Source organism: Haloarchaeobius amylolyticus (genome assembly GCF_026616195.1).
Classification (GTDB): Archaea; Halobacteriota; Halobacteria; order Halobacteriales; family Natrialbaceae; genus Haloarchaeobius; species Haloarchaeobius amylolyticus.
The window spans coordinates 266259-284370 of record NZ_JANHDH010000002.1; the positions used below are offsets into that span (position 1 = coordinate 266259).

16 protein-coding genes are annotated in these 18112 nt (G+C 69.1%); 2 read left to right on the top strand and 14 right to left on the bottom strand.

Annotated elements, in window-relative coordinates:
- Positions 1-150: 150 nt before the first annotated feature.
- The gene (locus NOV86_RS13755; protein ID WP_261649976.1) at positions 151-444 is read left to right on the top strand and encodes a translation initiation factor; all 294 of its coding nucleotides are present in this window, start codon (positions 151-153) and stop codon (positions 442-444) included.
- Between the two features lie 99 nt (positions 445-543).
- Here NOV86_RS13755 and NOV86_RS13760 read toward each other — a convergent pair whose 3' ends face one another.
- From NOV86_RS13760 to NOV86_RS13795, 8 genes are all read right to left on the bottom strand, one after another.
- A complete protein-coding gene (locus NOV86_RS13760; protein ID WP_267642098.1) occupies positions 544-915 on the bottom strand; it encodes a rhodanese-like domain-containing protein in 372 nt (123 codons plus the stop codon).
- Positions 916-1114: 199 nt separating this feature from the next.
- Entirely contained in the window at positions 1115-1651 is a 537-nt protein-coding gene (locus NOV86_RS13765) for an NUDIX hydrolase (RefSeq protein ID WP_267642099.1), read from the bottom strand.
- On the bottom strand, positions 1644-2021 hold the full coding sequence (locus NOV86_RS13770) for a hypothetical protein (protein ID WP_267642101.1): 378 nt from the start codon (positions 2019-2021) through the stop codon (positions 1644-1646). Before NOV86_RS13770 ends, NOV86_RS13765 begins: the two co-directional genes overlap by 8 nt.
- A gap of 73 nt (positions 2022-2094) precedes the next feature.
- Positions 2095-2508, bottom strand: a complete 414-nt coding sequence (locus tag NOV86_RS13775; RefSeq protein ID WP_267642102.1) for a DUF5809 family protein — start codon at positions 2506-2508, stop codon at positions 2095-2097.
- Between the two features lie 24 nt (positions 2509-2532).
- On the bottom strand, positions 2533-2991 hold the full coding sequence (locus tag NOV86_RS13780; RefSeq protein WP_267642105.1) for a DUF5810 domain-containing protein: 459 nt from the start codon (positions 2989-2991) through the stop codon (positions 2533-2535).
- Positions 2992-3035: 44 nt separating this feature from the next.
- Positions 3036-3506: a ribosomal protein S18-alanine N-acetyltransferase gene (gene rimI / locus NOV86_RS13785; RefSeq protein WP_267642106.1), complete on the bottom strand. Its 471-nt coding sequence runs from the start codon at positions 3504-3506 to the stop codon at positions 3036-3038.
- On the bottom strand, positions 3503-3991 hold the full coding sequence (locus NOV86_RS13790; protein ID WP_267642108.1) for an HPP family protein: 489 nt from the start codon (positions 3989-3991) through the stop codon (positions 3503-3505). The genes rimI and NOV86_RS13790 overlap by 4 nt, the downstream gene beginning before the upstream one ends.
- A gap of 68 nt (positions 3992-4059) precedes the next feature.
- On the bottom strand, positions 4060-6030 hold the full coding sequence (locus tag NOV86_RS13795) for an aconitate hydratase (RefSeq protein WP_267642110.1): 1971 nt from the start codon (positions 6028-6030) through the stop codon (positions 4060-4062).
- Between the two features lie 255 nt (positions 6031-6285).
- On the opposite strand from NOV86_RS13795, the gene NOV86_RS13800 reads away from it, so the two are divergent.
- Positions 6286-6765, top strand: coding sequence for a deoxyuridine 5'-triphosphate nucleotidohydrolase (locus NOV86_RS13800; protein WP_267642112.1), 480 nt, complete (start codon positions 6286-6288; stop codon positions 6763-6765).
- A 22-nt stretch (positions 6766-6787) separates the two neighbouring features.
- On the opposite strand, the gene NOV86_RS13805 is transcribed toward NOV86_RS13800, so the two are convergent.
- The 6 genes from NOV86_RS13805 to NOV86_RS13830 form a co-directional block, all read right to left on the bottom strand.
- Complete coding sequence (locus tag NOV86_RS13805) at positions 6788-7591, bottom strand: LolA-like protein (RefSeq protein ID WP_267642114.1); 804 nt, start codon at positions 7589-7591, stop codon at positions 6788-6790.
- A 525-nt stretch (positions 7592-8116) separates the two neighbouring features.
- Positions 8117-8464: a CHY zinc finger protein gene (locus NOV86_RS13810; protein WP_267642116.1), complete on the bottom strand. Its 348-nt coding sequence runs from the start codon at positions 8462-8464 to the stop codon at positions 8117-8119.
- 23 nt (positions 8465-8487) lie between these two features.
- Positions 8488-10464 (bottom strand): LVIVD repeat-containing protein, encoded by a 1977-nt coding sequence (locus NOV86_RS13815; protein ID WP_267642118.1) that lies wholly within the window; start codon positions 10462-10464, stop codon positions 8488-8490.
- A 42-nt stretch (positions 10465-10506) separates the two neighbouring features.
- Complete coding sequence (locus tag NOV86_RS13820) at positions 10507-12768, bottom strand: S8 family serine peptidase (RefSeq protein ID WP_267642120.1); 2262 nt, start codon at positions 12766-12768, stop codon at positions 10507-10509.
- A 297-nt stretch (positions 12769-13065) separates the two neighbouring features.
- Positions 13066-15861: a S8 family serine peptidase gene (locus tag NOV86_RS13825; RefSeq protein WP_267642122.1), complete on the bottom strand. Its 2796-nt coding sequence runs from the start codon at positions 15859-15861 to the stop codon at positions 13066-13068.
- A 291-nt stretch (positions 15862-16152) separates the two neighbouring features.
- Complete coding sequence (locus tag NOV86_RS13830; RefSeq protein ID WP_267642124.1) at positions 16153-18108, bottom strand: bacterio-opsin activator domain-containing protein; 1956 nt, start codon at positions 18106-18108, stop codon at positions 16153-16155.
- Between the last annotated feature and the right edge of the window lie 4 nt (positions 18109-18112).

Consider the following 18112-nt stretch of genomic DNA (forward strand, 5'->3'; position numbering starts at 1 on the left):
GCCCATCCGGCGTCCTTTTATAACCGCCGTTGTTCCAGATTCCGGCGCTGGTCCTATCACCGAAGACGGCTGAAATCGCCGCCGCGGTTCCGTTCGTTGCACGCACACCCGATAGTGTTTAATAGGGCGATTTCGTATGTCCGACCTGTAATGTCGGAAGTCTGCTCGACGTGTGGATTGCCCGAGGAACTCTGCGTCTGCGAGGACGTCGCCAAGGGTGATACTGAACTCACAATCCGCATTGACGAGCGCAGATACGGTAAGGAAGTAACGGTCATCGAAGGGTTCGGATCGAAGGACGTCGATCTCGACAGTCTCTCGTCCGACCTCAAATCGAAGTTCGCCTGCGGCGGGACGGTCGAAGACGACCACATCGAGCTGCAGGGCAACCACTCGGGCCGCATCGAGGATTTCCTCCGCGACCGCGGATTCAACGTCGCCTGACCTGGATCCACGCGTCACCGTGTCTCTTCGTTTTCGATGACAGCGCGGGAGCGCTGACTGTGTGAGTATCCGTACGGAAAGCCGCCGGCTCGCCCGGACTCAGAACGGCGCTTCGGGCCCTTCTGACTCCTCTGTCTCCGCGGAGTCGTCGTCGCCGTTCCCTTCTTCGAACTCCCACTCCCAGGCCTCGAGCCCGCCGGCCATGCTCTCGACGGTCCCGTCGAAACCCTCGTAGGAGCCGATGAGCCGGGCGGCCTGCACGCTGGCCTGCCCGTGCGGGCACACCGTGACCACGTGGTCACAGCCCTCGAAGCGCTCGACGTCCCTCGTGAGCCGCTGGAAGGGGAGGTTCGTCGAGGTGGGGATGTGGGCCTCCTGGTAGTGCAACTCGTTACGGATATCGACGACACAGACGTCTTCGCCCGCGTCGAGGAGGTCTTTCACCTCGGCTGGCTGTATCTCGCCGTCCATCGTTGCCGGTAGTTGACCAGCACGCCGGTTAAGCGTGCTGGAGCAGGAACCCGGGCGCGTGCCGGGGGTTCAAGTAGGAAGGAGCGGCCAGCACCGCCGATGCAGTGAGAACCGCCCGCCGTCGAACGAGGCTGGTGTCCGGTGCACCGGCGGCGGAGCGCCGATGCACCGGCTGTTCGCCATCACTCGACAGGCCTGGCTACAGCAGCCCGTCCTCCTTCGCCAGCAGCAGCCCCTCGATGGTCGCGTCGTTGGTCGGCTGCTCCCGGGCGCGGTCGAGGGCGTCCTCGATGGGGACCGAGTGGATGGTGAGGAACTCGTTGCTGTCGAGGTCGCGCTCGCAGGGCTCCAGGCCCTCCGCGAAGACGATGCCGCGGCGGTGCCGGAGGACGCCAGTCGAGCACCAGTACTCCTGCAGGAGCGAGACGCCCGCAGGGTCGTAGCCGGTCTCCTCCCGGAGTTCGCGCGCCCCGGCCGTGGTGAACGATTCGCCGTCCTCGACGATGCCAGCCGGCAACTCCAGGTGCGTCTCGCGGATGGTCGGGCGGTACTGCTCGACGAAGAGGACCTCCTCGCCAGTGGTCGCGACGACGACGACGGCCGCGGGTAACTCGGCCCAGTAGTACTTCTTCTCGCTGCCGTCGGGCTGTTCGACCCGGTCGTAGCCGCCGGTGTACCAGCCGGTCTCGTACTCGGTCTCGGACTCCAGGACGGGCCACTCGTCGTGCTCAGGCATCAGGTGTCTGTGTGATAGCCAGCCGGTAAACCGTACCGTTTCGCCGGACGTAGACGGTGTCGCCCTCGACCGCCTCGCCGTTCCACGTCCGGATGGCGGAGAACTCGTCGAACGGCGAGTTGCTGAACGACTCCTTCAGACCGAAGGGGCCCTCGTAGTAGGCGGCCGAGCGGCCGTCCTCGAGCGCCCCGAAGACGTACTCGTAGCGGCGCTCGGAGAGGTTCTCGGCGGCGACCGCGGCGTGGTCGGTCTCGACCTCGGTCGCGGTCACGTAGTACGGGTCACCGCTCTTGAGGAGGGAGGGCAGCGCGCCGACCGCGAGCAGGAGGACGACCAGGCCGACCAGGAGCAACACGTAGCGCTGTCGCATGCGGTGGGCTTGGGACGGGGGCAGTAAGGGGGTTTCGTCGGCGGAATCCGCGGCTCTTCGCGTCGGACCGCACTCAGAGGCGGTCGCGGTAGATGCGCCCGAGCGCCTGCCGGCGGAGCGTGCCGACGGCGGCGTCTTCCTCGTTCTGGAACGTCGCGGCGACGGCCTCGCCGGCGAAGGGCGCGGCGTGCCAGGCGACGTGCTCGACGTTCTCGGTACCGGTCTCGAACACCTCGCCGTCGAACTCCTCGCGCCAGTTCTCGTACTCCTCGCGCGTGCCGACGTGGACCGCGAGTTCCGCGGCGAACAGCACGTCGCGGGCGGTCTCGACCACGTCGCTGTCGACGCGCTCGCGGTACTCCTCGCGGTCGAAGTCCATCGAGCGGGCGACCTCCTTGACGACGAGCTGGGCGGTCGGTCCGACCGTGTCGTACGCCTCGCGTGCCTCGGCTTCCGTCTCCGGCGTCAGGGTCCCGACGGTGTGCATGGTCGAAGTGCCGTTCGCCGGCGGTTACTCGCTTTCGGTGTCGGCCGCGGCGTCCTCGTCTTCGTCGCCATCCTCTGTCGCCGCGTCCTCCGCCGACTCGTGCATCTGTCTGGTGAGTTCGCGTGCCTCTTCGAGCACGTCGGCCTGCTCGCTGGTCAGGTCACCCCGGCCGCCGGCGGGGGCGGTCCGGCCCGCTCCCTGGCCGACCTGTTCGGCGACCGCGTCCTCGAAGCGACCGTGGCCGTGGTCGTGGTCGTGCTGGTGTGTCGTGTCGTCGAACACCTCGTCGAACTCGGTCTCCGCGACGTGCTCCGCGACGACCGGCCCGAGTTCGGCCGGGTTCGAGTCGCCCCACTCGGGGGCGTGCTCGTCGAGCCAGTCCTCGTGCTCGTCGCTGTGGAGCATCGCCGTGAACGCGAGGTGGTTCGCGAGGTGTTCCGCGTCGGCGTGTGGGACCTCACACACTGGACAGGCGTATCCCATGTGCGAGGGGAGGAGAGCGACGCGTAAAACGGTGGCTTCCTCGATTACAGTTCCTTGACCATCACGAGTGCGGCCTCGCCGTCGTCGTAGTACCGCGGGATGCGCCGGAGCGGTTCGAACCCGAAGTCGCGGTAGAGGTCCTTCGCGACGTCGTTGGTCTCGCGCACCTCGAGTTTCACGGAGGTGGCGTTCTGGGAGGCCAGCGTCGCGATGGCTCGCGCGAGCAGGCGTCGGCCGATGCCCTGCCCGCGGCGTTTCGGATGGACCGCGATGTCCTTCACGTGGCCGATGCCGCGGCCGTGGTTCGGGATGCAGTCGGCGACGACGTAGCCGGTCACCTTCTGGCCCTCGGTGGCGACGAGGAACCCCGGGGCGTCGAGGAAGCGCTGGAAGGCGTCGAAGGGCCACGGCTGCGGGAACGACGACTTCTCGATGCGGTAGACCGCCAGCAGGTCCGCCTGCTCGGCCGGCCGGATGGTCACGTCGTTCGAGGGGTTGGGGGCCGTGGTCGTCACGTGGGGTAGGTTCGCTCCCCGTGCCTATCAATCACGTGCCTCCCCAGACGGAAGGTCACGTAGAGGAGCGTGACCGCGGCGACGACCACGCCGACGGCGCGGAGTCGGCCCAGCAGTCCCAGCGACAGGATGAGCGTCGTGGCACACGCCGGCGGGTGGACGGTCCCGCTCAGGCGCATCCCGGCGGTCGTGCCGGCCACGGCGAGGGCACCGGCGAGGGCGAGGCGGACCGACGCGGGTGCGAAGGGGGCGAACTGCGTGGTGGCGACGAGTCCCGGCGCGAGGAGTGCGTGCGCCGCGAACCCGACGATGGCCCCGACGGTGTGGCCGCCGACGACCCGACGGGGGCCGGGGTCGGCCGCCGTCGCGAGCACGAACGCGGTCGGGCCCAGGCTCGGGAAGACGAACGGCAGGCCCGTCGCCCAGGCGACGACGCCGCAGACGGTGAACAGCCCACCCGCGACGAGACTCTGGCGCTGGTCCATCGGGACGGAGTCGGCACTGGAGCGGTTTCAGCGCGTCGAAAGAATGGCGGAAATCGGGATCCGTGCGTTCAGTCGTCCGCAGGTGCGGCGTCGCCGCCGGTCGCCTGCTGCTTCGTCCACGGCAGCTTGCCGCCGAGGGCGAGCATGTCGCGCTCGCGCTCGGAGGCGTCGAGCGTCGCGGTGAACTCCCAGTCGTCGTTGACGCGGACGGTGAACTCCTCCTGGCCGGAGTCGACGCCCTCGCGGACGTCGTCGACGACCTCGATGTCGTCGCCCTGGTCGAGCTTCTCGTACGTCTCCTCGTCGATGAGGTACGGCACGATACCGAAGTTGAACAGGTTGGCGCGGTGGATGCGCGCGAAGCTCTGTGCGAAGACGCCCTCGATGCCGAGGTACATCGGACACATCGCGGCGTGCTCACGCGAGGAGCCCTGCCCGTAGTTCTCGCCGGCGACGAGGAAGCCGCCGTCGGACTCGAGCGCGCGCTCGGCGAAGGTGTCGTCGACGCGCGAGAGCGTGAACTCCGAGAGCTTCGGGACGTTCGACCGGTACATCAGGATGTCCTGGGTCGCCGGGATGATGTGGTCGGTCGTGATGTTGTCGTCCATCTTCAGCAGTGCCTCGCCCTCGAGCTTGGCGTCGAGTTCGTCCTTCAGCGGGACGTCGCCGATGTTCGGGCCCTTGACGAGCTCGTCGTCGACGGCCTCGTCGGGGGTGATGAGGTCTGCCTTCGAGCCGTCGTACTTGTCGGGGAGGACGTAGTCGGGCGCCTCCATGTCGCCGACTTCGTCGGCCAGGTCGCGCGGGTCGATGATTTCGCCCTTGATGGCGGCTGCCGCGGCGACCTCGGGGCTGCAGAGGTAGACGTTGTCGTCCTCGATGCCGGAGCGGCCCTCGAAGTTGCGGTTGAAGGTACGCAGGGAGACGGAGTCGCTGGCGGGGACGTGGCCGATGCCGATACAGGCACCACACGTCGCCTCGGAGAAGTTGACGCCGGCCGCCATCATCTCCGCGACCCAGCCCTCACGGGCGAGCAGCTCGGAGGCCTGCTTCGAACCGGGTGCGACGATCATCTCGGTCTTCTTGTTGACCTCGCGACCCTCGACCATCTTCGCGGCCGGGAGGATGTCCTCGTAGCCACCGTTCGTACAGGAGCCGACCATGACCTGCTCGACCTGCTCGCCCGCGACCTCGCGGACGGGCACGACGTTGTCGGGCATCGACGGGCACGCGATGAGCGGCTCGATGTCCGAGAGGTCGACGACGATCTCGTCGGCGTACTCGGCGTCCTCGTCGGGGCCGATCTCGACGTAGTCCTCCTCGCGGTCCTGCTTTGCGAGGTACTCCTTCGTCTTCTCGTCGGTCGGGAAGATGGAGGAGGTCGCGCCGAGTTCGGTGCCCATGTTGGTGATGGTGGTGCGCTCCGGTACGGTGAGCGTGTCGACACCGGGGCCGGTGTACTCGAGCACCTTGCCGACGCCGCCTTTCACGGAGAGGCGACGGAGCAGCTCGAGGATGACGTCCTTCGCGGAGGACCACTCGGGGAGTTCACCCTCGAGTCGGACGTTGACGACCTCCGGCATCTCGATGTAGTACGGGGCGCCACCCATGGCGACGGCGACGTCGATACCGCCGGCACCGATGGCGAGTTCGCCGAGGCCACCGGGCGTCGGCGTGTGGGAGTCCGACCCGAGCATCGTCTTGCCGGGTGCGGCGAAGTTCTCCTTGTGGACGTTGTGGCAGATACCGTTCCCGGGGCGAGAGAAATACGCGCCATACGTGCCCGCGGCGGAACGGAGGAAGCGGTGGTCGTCCGTATTCTTGAAGTCGAACTGGTAGGTCTGGTGGTCGCAGTACTGGGCGGCGATCTCGGTCTGGACCTCGTCCAGGTCCATCGCCTCGAACTGCAGCCAGACCATGGTCCCCGTGGTGTCCTGTGTGAGGACCTGGTCGATCTCGATCCCGATCTCCTCTCCTGTCTCGAGTTCACCTTCGACGAGGTGCTCCTCGAGAATCTTCTCGGTAAGAGTCTGTCCCATAGCATGCTGGAATCGACCTCCCGCAACCATAAATCCCGCGTGTTTATGGATGGAAGACCGTGCAGAATTCGCCGTCTCTGCTGTCGGTTCGTGCAATGCTTGCCGACCAGCGCGACAGACCCGGTGTGCGCTCGCAACTCCCGGTCGACGGCGGGTGATCCGACCGGTCCTGGGAGTCAGATTTTTATGCCCCGCCGGCCTCCTGTGGCGGTCCGAACTCGCAAGCTACATTCCACTCCACCGGAAGACTCGCGTATGCACCGCGCAGGCGCCTTCGTCGCAGAGCACGTGACACCGACGACAGACGAGCAGGTCCAGCCCAACGGCGTCGACCTGACGCTGGACGCCGTGTTCGAACAGCGCGAGCCGGGTCGCATCGGCCGCGACGGCAAGGAGGTCGGTGCCCGGAGCGAACTCGAACCCGACCAGTACGAGGACGACTCGCCGCCGACGCACTACCTCGAACCCGGCGGCTACGTCGTCCGCTACGCCGAGCGCATCCACATTCCCGAGGGCCACGTCGGCTTCCTCTACCCGCGCTCGTCGCTCCTGCGGAACTCCTGCATGCTGAACACGGCGGTCTGGGACGCCGGCTACGAGGGCCGCGGCGAGGGACTGCTACAGGTCCACCACGACATCGAGCTGGAGGAGGGCGCCCGCATCGCCCAGCTGGTGCTGGCGGAGGCGGACCACGAGGACGAGTACGACGGCAGTTACCAGAACGAGAACCTCTAGAATCGGGCGTCGGCTATCGGTTTCAGGCCAGCGCGACGACGCGGTTCGACCCGGCCGTACCGTTCATCCCGGCGCAGGGCCTGTTCTTCCCGCCCGCAGCCCTGGGCAGTTCGATCTCGTGGGTCGTGTTGTAGTCCGAGAAGGACATCTTCACGCTGAGATTGGCCGCCCGGCCGTTGACCACGTAGGTCGCGTTCATCGTCGACTGCAGGAGGTTCTTCGAGTCCTTGTCGATGTACTGGCGGTAGGTCACCTCGCCGAAGTCGACGTTCCCGGTGTCGTTGCCGACCAGTTGCTGGATGGCCTCCTGGTTCGGTCTGACCTCGATGACGTAGACGTCCTGTCCGTTCAGGGTGCCGTTGCGCAGCGTCGTCTCGGAGTTGTTGAGGATCTCCTGCTGGGCGCCGAGGGTGGCGTTCGCGCGCCACGGGCTGCGGTCGACGTCGGACTGGCTCCACTCGTCGTCGATGAACAGACACTGCTGCTCGCCGAAGATGTACGCCTCGGAGAACGAGCGCGTCTGCGTCGAGTTCGTCCGGACGGCGGTGACGACGTTCGTCGCGGCCATGCGCTGGGCGCTGATGTTCACCGTCCCGCTGGACTCGGTGCGCAGCTCGTTGTCGGAGAACTCGACGACCGTGACCATCGAGTAGTTGTAGGCGTGGACCGACTGCATCTGGTTCACCGCGTCGGCCTTGATCTCCTTCCCTTCCGGGGAGTCGTCGTCGCCGTCGTCGGTCGGTGTGCCGACGAAGGCACTACAGCCGGCGAGGGCGACGAGGAGCGCGAGGGCGACCGTGGTGAAGACGTGTTTCCTGCTGTTCATGACGGGATGGTCGTTCGCCAGACAGTAGCCCCCAGGCTGCTACAACCTTTTTGGTCCAGCGACGGCCGCGGCCTGGGTTTTCAGGGAACCAGCTGGAAACGTGGTGGGTGCGGGGTGCGTGGATGGTCCGTGGAAAGTGTGGGATTCTGTGGTGGGGTCGGGGTCGCTGGAGAGATTCGCGAATCATGGCTGGTGTTCGGAGGAGTCGATGGGGGAAGTCTCACAGACGTGTGGCTGGCGCCGGACGTCTGGTGGCCTCCGGACGTCTGGTGGTCTCTGGACGTCTGGTGGCCTCTGGACGTCTGGTGGCCTACGTAACTCGCGCTGGCGGAACGAAAGACCGCACCCGAACCCACCCCGCACAGCTCCGAAACCACACCCTCCCCAGCCGATTGTGCTCCTCGCTTCGTTCCGCCGTGCTCCACTTCGCTGCGGTGCTCATCCCTCGCGCGCTACCGACTCGCGGTCTGAGACACGCGAGTCCCCGCGCGCCACCCAGAAGGTCAGTCTCGTATCCGGCCGGCTTCACCCACCCTCCCCATCGACCGCGAAGTACCGGTCCGCGTGCTTCGCACAGCCGGGGTTGAACGCGTGTCCGCAGTCGGGGCAGGCGTCGTCGCACTCGCGGTACTCGGTCACCGTCAGTTCGGTCCCACAGGCGCCACAGAGCACGCCCGGCTGGTCGAACTCGGCCCGCGGGATGCGGTCGGGGTCGTGGTCCGCGACGGCCTCGTGGCACCGGAAACACGGGTAGTACCGGTCGCAGCAGGCGAAGCGCAGGGCGACCACGTCGCGTCGGGTGTCGTAGTGGGCACACCGCGTCTCGGGGTCGACCGAGACGCCGAAGACCGGGACGCCGTGGATTCGTCGCACGGGTGGCCCTCCGGGGCCCAGCGTCAGGAGTCTTCCCCCTCGCGGGCGCCGTGGTCGAGGTCGACCCCCGGCAGGGACCCGAAGAGGCGGTCGCGGACCCGGTAGGCCGCGCTTCCGGCGCCGACGACGCCGAGGGCACCGAGGCCGCCCGAGGAGACACCGAGCACCGTGTTGTCCTCGGTCGTTCCGGCGAGTGGGGTCCACGTCTCGCCGCCGTCGGTGCTGTAGGAGACGGGGCCGAAGGTGTACGTCCGCGTGTTCTCGAGGCCGCCGGGGGCCTCCGCGAAGTAGGTGAGTTCGCCGCCGTCGGTCGGCAGGTCGAAGGTGACCGTGGTCCGGTCGTTGACCGTCTCAGTGGTGGTCGCGTCACCGCCGACGACGCTCCACTCGGCCGGAATCTCGTCGCGGACCCGGACCTCGGTGTCGGTCGCGACGGTGAGGTCGACCTGGTTGGTCTGGCCGGCGGTGAACGTCGAGCCGTCGTCCTCGCGCTCGGCGGCGACGCTGGTGCCGCCGTCGGCGTCGAACGGGATGTACTCGTGCCGGAGCGCGTAGACGCCGGTGTTGATGTCCGCGGCGAAGGTGATGCCGTCGCGCTCGACCGCACCCCAGGTGAACGGGGTGGCCGAGTTCAGGCCCTCCATCTTCGAGTCCGCGGGCACGTCCTCGTGGGGGAGGTAGTAGCCCTCCTCCCGGAGTTGCCAGATATCGGTGTCGACGTCGAGGTACCGGACCCCGCCGTGGTAGTGGGCGAGGTGGACCCAGCCGTCCTCGGTCACGTCGAAGTTGTGGGGGCTCAGGGTGAAGTTCTGGAAGCTGGTCTCGGCGTGGAGTTCCCACGAGTCCAGTTCGGCCAGGTTGGGCGAGCCGTCGTACCCCTCGTCGAGGCCGTCGGCGTCGAGCAGGTACAGTTTGCCCGAGGAGCCGCCGTCGACGCTCGGGGTCTCCTGTCCGGCGACGACGACCCGCCGGCCGTCGAGCAGCCGCGGCGCGGGTTCGGCGTAGTGCGCCCGGTCCATCTCGAACCGGCCGATCTCTTCGATGTTCGCCGGGTCCGAGAGGTCGAGCACCCGCAACCCGAGGTCCCAGTACGAGAGGTACCCGGTGGGTGTCCCGGTCCGCGGGTCGTCCTGGATGGTGATGTCGTGGATGTACTTCGTGCCGCCGGTGCCGAGGCCGCCGTCGCCGTCGATGGTCCAGCGGTTCACCAGCGTGAACTGGCCGGTCGCACGGTCGAAGTGCAGCACGTAGAGGCCGGCGGTCCCGTCGGCGTCGAGGTCCTTGCAGGCGAAGACGTAGTCCTCGCCGCCGACCCGGTGGTAGGTGGCGTTGTGGCTCCCGGTCGTCCAGGCGGTGTACGCACCGACGACCTCCGGGTTGCCCTTGTCGCGCACGTCGACGGCGACGACGCTGCCGGCGGTCGCGTCGGTCGATTCCCCGTCGGTGCCGGGCGTCGGGTCCGTCTCGTTGAACAGCGCGGTGTAGGGCTGCTTCGAGAGGAAGACGTAGGCGCCGTCGGCCGAGACCTTCACGTCCATCACGGCCGCGGCCGCGTCGTCGTTGCGGACGAACGAGAGCACCGAGAGTTCGGCGTTCCGCAGTTCGGTGAACGACTCGGCGTTCGTGAAGTCGGAGATATCGAGGATGGCCATGCCGCGGTCGTTCGTCGGGTCGTCCGAGGAGAAGAACCCGACGTAGGCGAAGTCGCCGTGGGTCCGGATCTCCGTGATGGCACCGTAGTGTGGGTCGTCGGCGGTCCCGGCGTTGCTGGAGGTGCCGACACCGCCGAGGCTGTGGTAGTCCAGTTTCTCGACGGTCTCGCTGTCGGTGTGCTGGGCCGGGTCGGTGTGGTCGTGGTCGCCGCTGGACGTGCTGGAGTCGCTGGACCCCAGTCCGTCGTGGGCGCTGGCGGTCCCGGTGGCGGCGAGGCCGAGGGCGCTCGCGGCGGCCGTCCTGATAACTGTACGTCGGTCGAAGCCGTCGTCCGTGCGGTCTGTCATGGGATATCGGGTCGAGTGCGGTTCGCGGGCGGTGCTGGCTGCCTACGTCTCCTCGGCGACGACCGCGTTCGTCTCGGTCCCGCCGAAGCCGACCCAGTCGTCGTCGGTCCGGTCGCTCCGGGCGGCCGCGGGGCCGAAGGTGTAGGTCCCGGTGTCCTCGCTCTCGCTGGGCGCCTCGACGAGGTACCGGAACGTCCGGGCGTCGTCGTCGGGAGCCACGCTCGCGTCGAAGTGGACGTGCTGGACGTCCCCGGCCGGTTCGACGTGGCTCACGTCGTCGGATACGTCGGCGAGGACGGTCCACTCGGCCGGGACCGTGTCCCGGACCGCGGCGGTGTGGCTCACGGCGCCGACGGTCACCGCGACCTCGTTGGTCTGGCCGGCGGTGAACGTCGAGCCGTCGTCGTCCCGCGAGCCGGCGACCGAGAGCCACGCCGGCGTGTCCGCGTCCACGAGGTCGGTCTCGTGGAAGTGCGCGAAGTCGCCGGACTCGGCCCGCCGGACCGCGGCCGCGGCGTCGACGAAGCCCGCGCCGGCGTTCCAGGGCGTGTAGGCCGTCTGGCGGTCCCTGGCGGTGGCCTCGACCGTGTTGATGACCTCGATGGGGTGCGGCTCGTGGCCGTTCTGGCGGGCCGCGTCGATGACGAGGGCGCAGACCCCGGCCGCGTTCGGGCAGGCCATGCTCGTCCCGGTCATCGGCGTGTAGTACGGCTCGGCGTCGGGTTCGAGCGCGTCCAGCGAGTCCGTCGGGCCGACCGTGGCCATGATGGAGTCGCCGGGGATGGCGACGCCGGGGCGGTAGAGCCCGACCGGGCGGTACCGGGTCGGCTCGCCGCCCAGCTCCTCGATGCCCTCGTAGTCGATGGTGTACGAGACCGTGACCGAGACCATCGGCTCGACCTCGACGTAGTACGTCTCGCCGCCCGCGATGTCCGTGGCCAGGGTGCGATGTTGGTGGACCGGTTCCTCGCCCATCTGGGCGATGACGGTGCCGTCGCGCGACCCCTCGTGGACCGAGACGCGCACCTGCTCGCCGTCGGGGTCGATGTCCAGCGTGAGCTCCAGCATGTCGGCGTTCGCGGGCGCCTCCCACTCCCAGAAGTCGCTGTCCGTCTGGACGTCGCCCGTCGCCGCCGGGCCGACCTCGCCGGTCCAGGTCCCCACGTCGACGAGGAACTGTCCCGAGTCGACCGCGGCGTGGTACCGCCAGAGCCGCCAGAGGGCGGTCGCCCGGTCGTAGTTGGTCTCGCGGTCCTCGTCGGGGGTGCGTCCCCGCGAGGAGAAGTCCGTGACCGAACGCTGGTCGTTGGTCGCCGCCACACAGAGCACGTGGGGTGCCTTCGCGAAGCGCGAGAGCGTGTCGGCGTCGGGGCCCGAGTTGCCCGCGGCGAAGACGGGGACGATGCCGTCGGTGAAGGCCACCCAGGAGGCGACGTTGACCGGGTCGTTCGGGTTGTATCGCACGTCGCGGGCCACCCCGTAGGAGTTCGACACCACGTCGGGGTCGAAGTCCACGTCGGGGTCGCGGGCCCGCGAGAGCATGTGGTCCCACGCGCCGACGACGTAGGGCAGGTAGACCGCGGTGTTCGTGGAGTAGACCGACAGCCGGGCGCCCGGGGCGTTCCCGCGGTACTGGCCCTCGCTGGCGCTCCCGTCGCCCGCGACGATGCCCGAGCAGTGGGTCCCGTGGCCGATGTCGTCGGTGTCGGCGCCGGCGCCGAGGTCGAGCCAGGCCGCGTCCCGCGATTCGAGCGGTTCGTCCACCCACTGCCAGTTCGACTCGAGCCGCCCCTCGAAGTCGGGGTGGGGGCCGCTGAACCCGGAGTCGATGACGACCGCGTCGACCGAGGAGCCGTCGTAGCCGAGTTCGTCCTGGACCACGTCGACGCCCGTCAGCTCGCGGGAGTCGTCGGTGAACCACTCCAGTTCCTCGGCCTTCTTCACGCGCCTGACGCCGTCCCAGCCCGCGACCGTGGTGAGCTGGTCCGGCGTCAGCGCGGTGTAGGTCATCGGCAACTCGCGGTACTCGTGTCTCCCGGCCTGCAGGTCGAGGTCGTCCAGTCGGTCCATCGACTCGCGCGAGTCGAAGACGACGATGCCCTCGATGGGCGCGTCGCCCGAGAGGTCGAAGGCGTCGTCGAGGACGCTGGTGTCGGTCGCGGCGGCCGCAGCGCCCACGCCCCCAGCGAGGGGGAGCGCGGCCGCGCCGGCCAGGCCGGCGGTCGCCGTGAGGAACGTTCGCCGGTCGAGTCGTGCCCGTGAGTCGCGTGTCGCGGAACCGTGTGTCGTGTCGTCGTCTGTCATGGATGGGGTACTGGTGGTGTCTCGCTGTCTGGAATCGTCGTGGGTCTGGTGGGCTATGGGTCGTCGGTGGCCCGTCGCAGAAGGGGGAAGGGGGTGGCAGCCGTGGCGTCCGGCTGCCGCGTCCCGTCGACAGGTTCCCTCGCCGCCGTCGCAGCCGCCGGTCGTCGGCGGGCCGGCCGCCCTGTGGCACGGGGCGGTGGCCCATCGTGTCCCCTCGACAGTCCCCGGGACTCGTGGGGGGTCAGCCCGGGGCCGTCGTGGCGGCGGGGCGGGTCATCGGGAGCCTGGACAGGAGCCTCAGGTCGACTGGGCGACCACGTAGTTGGTCTCGCCGGTGCCGGAGACCGCCACCCAGCCGCGGGCCTCGCCCGGCTTCACCTCCTGTGGCCCGAACTGGTAGGCGTCGGAGGCCGAGACGTTGTCCGGGGCCTCCGCGAAGTAGGTGTAGCTCGTCTCGGTGTCGGCGGTCGCCCTCTCGGTGAAGTAGACGTACTGGACGCCGTTGCTCACCTCGACGCGCTCGACGTCGTCGGAGTAGTCCGTGAGGACGGTCCACGAGGTCGGGATCACGTCCCGGACCTGGCTGTCCGTGGATGGGTTCGCGGTCACCGTCACCTGGTTGGTCTGGCCGCCGGTGAACACCGAGCCGTCGTCCTCGCGCGTGCCGGAGACGAAGAAGCCGTCCTCGACCGAGACGTCGAGCGTGCAGTGTGCCTGCACGTCGTCGCCGTTGACCGCGCCGGGGACGTCCACGAGCTTCGCGACCACGTAGAACGTCCGTGTTTCGCTGTCCCGCGGGAGCGAGACGGTCGCGCTGGCGTCGCCCTGCAGGCCCTGCGCCCGGGCGACGATGTTGGGTTCGCCGTACTGCGCCGGCTCCTCGGCGTCGTAGACGAACAGGTCCACGTGGGGGGCGCCCTTGGTCTGGCCCTTGTTGCCGCCCGAGTAGTACTCGAAGCTCACGCTCGCCTCGACCGTGCCGGGGCCGGCCTGGACGTGGCCCGCGACCGCGCGGCTGTCCTCGGGCAGGTTCAGGCCCAGCACCTCGTCGGAACTGCCGGAGAGTTCGCGCGTGACCGCGTCGACCGCGGCGTCGGGGTTCACCCGGCCGAAGCCCTCGTAGGGGTCGCGGCCGCCGAACTCGTAGGTCGCCGGGTGGGCGCGGTGGAACGGTGCGGCGGTGAAGGCCGTCTCGCTGGCGGTCGCGAGCAGGACCTGCTTGAGCCGGTAGACGTCGTCGAGGTCGGCGGCGGCCGGGGCCGGGAGCGCGATGCTCGCCGGGGCGTCCTCCTCCATCGCCTGCGAGACGAGGCCGGCCACGCCGGTCGTGAAGGGCGTCGCCATCGAGGTACCGGCCTTGCCCGTGTAGTCGCGGATGGCGGGCTGCTCGGACTCGGCCGCGTTCGCGTCACCCGTGAGCGCCGCGTTGATGAGGTCGTCGACGTAGCCGCCCGGTGCGGATACGTCGGGTTTCATGTACTGGTCGAGTTCGTCCTCGTCGAGCGCGCCGAGTCCGCCCGAGGAGTACGCGCTGAGGCCGTCGAGGGGGCCGGTCGCGGTCACCGAGATGCACTCGTCCGCGATGGCGGGTGAGCCGTTCCCGTTGGCCGGGGTGGCCGCGTTACCGGCCGCGGCACAGGTGAGGATGCCGGCCTGGGCGATGTCCTTGATGCCGGCCGGGATGGAGTCGAGGATGCCACCCACCGAGCCGAGCGGAAGCCCGCCGACGTAGCCCCACGACATGTTCACGGCGCGCATGTTGAACATGTCCGCGAAGGCCTCGGCGTGGTCGGCGAGGTGGCCGGTCGGGCCGGAGAGACCCTGCAGGCCGACGAGGCTCTGGTTCGGCGCGACACCGGTGTGGAGCCCGACCGGGGACCCGGTGCGGTCGCCGTTCGTGTCCTGCGGGTCGGTGAACGCGCCGACGCTGATGGACTCCAGGTCGCCCGAGGAGACGAGTTCGCCGCCGCTGGCGCGGGCGATGACGGTGTAGGTCCCGGACTGCTCGGCCGGGGCCTCCACGACGACGTTGTCGGTGATGCCCGAGTCGCTGGTGAGCGTGGCCGCGTCGAGTTCCTGCCCGTCGGGCCCCTCGATGAGGAGTTCGATGGCGGTGCCGTACGCCGAGCCGAACACGCCCGTCCCGGCTTCAGCCTGCACCTCGTACTGGCGCGTGTCACCGAGCGCGAGCACCTCGCCGGGGGCCTCGGTCGTGACGGTCTCGGGGTCGATGGCGCTCGCCCGCCCCGTCCCGCCCATGATGGACGCGCAGTGGCTCCCGTGGCCGTTCGGGTCACGTGGCTTCTCGTGGAGACCGTAGCGCGTGCCCTCGTCGAACCAGCCGACCGTCTTCGGGTCGTCCGCGGTGGTCCCGACGTCCTCGAAGACGACGCTCGGGTCGGCCGCCTCGAACTCGCCCTCGAACGCGTAGTAGCCGGCCGAGATCTCGTACTCGGCCGTGACGTTCAGCCACGTCTCGACGACGAACCGGTAGGTGTGGCCCGACTTCACGTAGTTGTCGATGGCCTCGGGCTGGCTACCGGTCGTCGAGGCGGCGACGCGCTCCCAGCCGTCCTCGGTCTGCCTGTCGAGGTACAGCTCGAGGTCCTCGCCGTTCCCGTCGACGTCGCCGGGCGTCCAGGTCATCGTCACGTCGATGCCCTCGGCGTCTGTCGGCGTGGTGAACTCGTGGGTCTTCGTCGTCGGGTCCGCGAACGTGCCCGGCCCGATGGTGCCCGAGAAGGACTCGCCCTCGCCGGCGAGGTCGATGCGTTCTCGCTCCGACTTCGGGATGACGAGGTCGCCGTTCCGGACCGTCGCCCGGACCCCGTTCCACGGCCCGAGGTCTGGATGCCGTGCTTCGATACCGGAGTCGGTCAGTGCGATGGTGCGGTCAGGCCGCCCGCGGTAGCCGCGGTCCCAGACGCGGCTGGCCTCGCGGGCCCGCCAGTTGAAGAAGTCGGGGTCCAGTTCGCCGGTCGCGGCCGCCGCGGACCCGGTCGCGCCGGCTCCGAGCAGGCCTGCTGCAGCGAGCGTCCCTGTCGACCGCAGGAAGTTCCGTCGTGAGAGGTTCGTGCCGTCGTCGCGTGTCATGCCACGTCCTCCCAGTGCAGTGACGCCCTGTTGAAGCCGAGACCAAATATCACGCGAAGCGACATCTTCGCCGCCGGTCCGCGCCGTCTCGTTCGAAACTGTCTCTGCCACGTCGTGCGGTTTACCACTGTTCTCGTGTCCCATGGTGGTCCATCCCGAACGTCGATGCAGGATTCAAAAGTGATTGTGACAAACGCGTCCAAATGAGTGTTACAGGGCCTGTAGGTGGCCAAAACAGGCGGTGTACTGTTCGGTTCTCACCAGTACCTATCGGCGACACTGGATACCTAATCAAGTTAGGTGGTCGGTGGGGTCGCCGTCGAACAGGGCGTCGAGCAGTTTCTGCTCGGCGACCCGGACGTGCTGGTGGAAGGTCGGCGGCGTCACGCCGAGGAGGTCGGCCATCTCGTCGCCGGAGGTCTCGCGGGGCCAGTCGAAGAAGCCGGCCCGGTAGGCCGTCTCCAGCACCTCGGACTGCCGGTCGGTCAGCGACTGCTCGATGGCGGCCCGGTAGGCCACGTCGCTCGTGGCCCCGCGCTCGACCTCGCGCTGGGAGAGCAACTCCACGTCGAGGACCCCGGAGACGCGGTCGAGGACGGTCGAGACGTCGGCGTCGGTCGGTACGTCGGCCACGATGCGGCACTCGCCGTCGCCGACGCGGACGCTCCGGACCGACCCGCCCACGTCCGCGATGGCCTCGACGACGGAGTCGCCGTCGACGACCACCCGGACCAGCGCCTCGGCGTCGCGCTCGGCCAGTATCTCGACCGTCGCCGGGGCCGCCTCGACGAGGGCCTCGAGGTCCGCCAGGGCCGCACCCCGCACCGCGAACAGCTCCGAGACCGACCCGTCGGGGTTGCTGACGGTCCCGGTGAGTTCGAGCCTCGCGTCGGTCTCGTGGGCGACCTGCACGAGGAACTCGTCGGGGTCGGTGACCGCGAAGGTGAGTTCCGTCCGGGTGTCGCTCACCAGTGCCTTGCGCGTCTCGGCGGCCCGGATGGCGTGGCCGACCGTCTCCCCGAGTTCGGCCAGCACGGTCCGTTCCAGCTCCTCGAAGGCGAACGGCCGGGGCGCGTACACGCAGAGGCAACCGTACACCACGTCGTCGTAGACCAGCGGGATGGCCGCGGCGGACTCGTAGCCGCGTTCGAGGGCCGCCCGCCGCCAGGCGTGGGCCACGGGGTCCTCGGAGATGTTCTGGGCGAACCTGATGCTGCGCTCCCTGACGGCCGTCCCCGCGGTCACGTCCTCGCCGCGGAGCTCGTCCGCGGCCGGGCGGTCCTCCAGGTAGTCGGCGCCGTCACCCGCCCAGGCGGTCGGCTCGACCCGGTCGGTCGCCGGGTCGTACTCCCCGACCCAGGCGAACGCGTAGGGGTCGGCCGCGGCGAACTGGTCACAGAGCGTCTGCTCGATCTCCTCGCGCGAGTCCGTCCGGACGAGCGTGCTCGTCACCCGGCGGATGACGTCGTTGACCCGGTGCAGCGTCTCGAGTCGCTCGGCCTGCTCCTCGAGTTCGGCCTCGCGCCGCCGGCGGTCCCGGATGTCCCGACCGATGCCACAGATGGCCTGTGTCCCACCGTCGTCGAGCAGCGACGCCGTGAACTCGTAGGGGCGTTCCTCGCCGGCTTTCGTCAGCAGGTGGGCCGTCTCCGACGCCTTGCCCTGCATCACGACGCGCCCGATGGCGTTCTCGATGGTCTCGCGTTCGTCCTCGGGGACGAAGTCGGTCGGCACCATCGCCGCGACCTCGGCGTCGGTGTAGCCCGTCACCTCGGTGAGCGTGCGGTTCCACCGGAGGAAGTTCCCGTCGAGGTCGAAGACGAAGAAGACGTCGCGCAACTCCTCGAGGGCGGCACTCGCCAGCGACGTGCCGGCGTCGCTGCCCTGCTGGCCGCCGGCGACGCTGTCGACGGTCGCCGCGAGGTGGTCGCCCCAGTCGGCGGTCGGGTCGCCCCGGGGGACCGTCGCCGCGGCCCCCACGTCGAGGGCGGTCGTCGCGGCCTCGTCGTCCTCGTAGACGTACACGACCGGGGCCTCGTACCGGCCGAGGGTCGCCACGAGTTCCGTGACGGTCCGGTCGGCGAGCGACCCACAGACCACGCACTCGACGTGTCCGTCGAGCTGGTGACGGGCGCTGGTGAGGGTCTCGACGGTGCGGGCCTGGAACTCGCGTGCCGTGAGGCACAGGCCGAGTGCGTCCGCGTCCTCGCCGTCGTCGACCACGAGGACCTCGGCCTCGCGTGACATGACA

Bases quoted from the DNA above. Each gene is read 5' to 3' on its own strand.
- NOV86_RS13755 (WP_261649976.1), top strand. From the start codon at position 151: ATGTCGGAAGTCTGCTCGACGTGTGGATTGCCCGAGGAACTCTGCGTC.
- NOV86_RS13760 (WP_267642098.1), bottom strand. From the start codon at position 915: ATGGACGGCGAGATACAGCCAGCCGAGGTGAAAGACCTCCTCGACGCG.
- NOV86_RS13765 (WP_267642099.1), bottom strand. From the start codon at position 1,651: ATGCCTGAGCACGACGAGTGGCCCGTCCTGGAGTCCGAGACCGAGTAC.
- NOV86_RS13770 (WP_267642101.1), bottom strand. From the start codon at position 2,021: ATGCGACAGCGCTACGTGTTGCTCCTGGTCGGCCTGGTCGTCCTCCTG.
- NOV86_RS13775 (WP_267642102.1), bottom strand. From the start codon at position 2,508: ATGCACACCGTCGGGACCCTGACGCCGGAGACGGAAGCCGAGGCACGC.
- NOV86_RS13780 (WP_267642105.1), bottom strand. From the start codon at position 2,991: ATGGGATACGCCTGTCCAGTGTGTGAGGTCCCACACGCCGACGCGGAA.
- NOV86_RS13790 (WP_267642108.1), bottom strand. From the start codon at position 3,991: ATGGACCAGCGCCAGAGTCTCGTCGCGGGTGGGCTGTTCACCGTCTGC.
- NOV86_RS13795 (WP_267642110.1), bottom strand. From the start codon at position 6,030: ATGGGACAGACTCTTACCGAGAAGATTCTCGAGGAGCACCTCGTCGAA.
- NOV86_RS13800 (WP_267642112.1), top strand. From the start codon at position 6,286: ATGCACCGCGCAGGCGCCTTCGTCGCAGAGCACGTGACACCGACGACA.
- NOV86_RS13805 (WP_267642114.1), bottom strand. From the start codon at position 7,591: ATGAACAGCAGGAAACACGTCTTCACCACGGTCGCCCTCGCGCTCCTC.
- NOV86_RS13815 (WP_267642118.1), bottom strand. From the start codon at position 10,464: ATGACAGACCGCACGGACGACGGCTTCGACCGACGTACAGTTATCAGG.
- NOV86_RS13820 (WP_267642120.1), bottom strand. From the start codon at position 12,768: ATGACAGACGACGACACGACACACGGTTCCGCGACACGCGACTCACGG.
- NOV86_RS13825 (WP_267642122.1), bottom strand. From the start codon at position 15,861: ATGACACGCGACGACGGCACGAACCTCTCACGACGGAACTTCCTGCGG.
- NOV86_RS13830 (WP_267642124.1), bottom strand. From the start codon at position 18,108: ATGTCACGCGAGGCCGAGGTCCTCGTGGTCGACGACGGCGAGGACGCG.